1 pseudogene is annotated in these 1,743 nt (G+C 76.4%); it reads left to right on the forward strand.

The window, feature by feature from the left end:
- A pseudogene (locus tag ACWD4P_RS38120) lies at positions 1 to 1,557 on the forward strand (hypothetical protein); the annotation flags it as partial.
- Positions 1,558 to 1,743: the final 186 nt, after the last annotated feature.

Genomic DNA, 1,743 nt, shown 5'->3' on the forward strand with positions numbered 1-1,743 from the left:
CTCACCGCCGGTCCGCCCGGGGCCGGCCGGATGCTCGCCGTGCCGGGTCGGCCGGCCGGCGGCCGACGCCGACTGGTCGGCGAACTCTCCGTGCTGGCGGTGACCGCCGCGGCCGTGGCCGAGGTCCGGCGCCGCGGCGTCGGCCACGCCGGTGGTGAGGTGGACCCGCTCCTGGTCGCCGCGCCGCTGCTGCTCGCCGTCACCGGCGGGCTGCTGCTGGCCCGGATCGAGCCCCTCGTGGTCGGCCGGCTGGCCGCCCTCGTCGGCCGGGGCCGCGGGCTGGTCGGCTTCCTCGGCCTCGCCCGGGCCGCCCGCGACGGCTCGGGCCGCCGCAAGCCCTCCGTACTGCCGCTGCTCGCCCTGCTGATCGCCGTCACCACGACCGGCTTCGGCGCCACCGTGCTCGACACCGTCGACCACGTGCGGACCCGCGCCGCGCGCCTCTCCACGGGCGGCGACATCGGCGTCTCCGTCCCGGACTACGCCTCCCTGACCGAGCAGTTCACCACGGCGGCCGCCGCCCTGCCGGGCGTCCGGACCTCGACCGGTGCCTGGGTCGAGTCCAGGACCCGCTTCTTCGGCACCGACCAGGACTACACCGACATCGACCTGGTGGCGGTGACCGATCCCGCCGCGTACGCCGAGATCGCCCGGACCCTCGGGGCGGGCGAGTTCGACCCGGCGAAACTGGCCGCCGCACCCGGCGGCAAGGACAGCCCGGTGCCCGCCCTGGTCAGCCGCGACCTCGCCAAGCGCCTGGCCGCGGGGCCGTCCCGGGTGCGCACGCCCAACGGCAACGACCTGCGCATCACCGTCGCCGATCTCGTCGGCGCCACCCCCGCGCTGCCGGACCCGGGCAGGCCCTTCGTCGTCGTTCCCGCCGGCCCCACCTGGGAACGGCTGCCGGACGCCAAGCGGGTGAACCAGTGGTTCGCCGTCGGCGACATCGACCCCGACCGGGTCAGGACGACCCTGCGGGACAACAGCGTGGCCCGGCCGGTCGGTCTCGCCAAGCTGATCGCGGACGACGCCACGGCCACCGGCAAGGACACCCACGGGCTGCCCTCCGGCTACGCGGTGCACAGCAGCCGCGAGACCGCCGACGCGCTCGGCGACGACCCGCTGCAGCACGCCGCCGGGCGGCTGTTCTGGTACGCGGCCGCCGCCGGAGCCGGGTTCGCCCTGCTCGCCGTCCTGCTGACGCTGGCCCGGGCGGCGGCCGACCGCACGGCGGTGCTCGCCCGGCTGCGGACCATGGGGTTGCGGCCCCGGCAGGGGCTGGCGCTGATCGTCACCGAGGCGTTGCCGCAGACCCTGGCGGCGGCGGTCGGCGGTGGCCTGGTGGCGCTGGTGGCGGTCGCCCTGCTGGGCGGCGCCTTCGACATCTCGACGCTGGTCGGCGCCGATGTCGGGGATGTCGTCACCCCCGTGCTGCTGCCGGTGCTGCTGCCCACCGCGGGCCTGACCCTGCTGGTCGGGCTCGGGGTGGTACTGGAGACGCTGGTCGCCGGGCGGCGCCAGATCGCCACCGAACTGCGGGCGGGGGAGCAGTCGTGACAGCGGGACCGGGACCACGGGCCGTGACCGTGCGGACCACCACCCCGAGCCGGCCGACCACCGGGACCGGCCGAACCGTTCACATCGTCAGGACAGGAGATCAGCGGTGATGGGTGCTTCTGGGCAGCGGACGGTCACTGAGGCGCCGAGCCTTGAGGTGTTGCGGGAGCGGGCGTTGGCGGCTGC

This window comes from Kitasatospora sp. NPDC002543, from assembly GCF_053594915.1.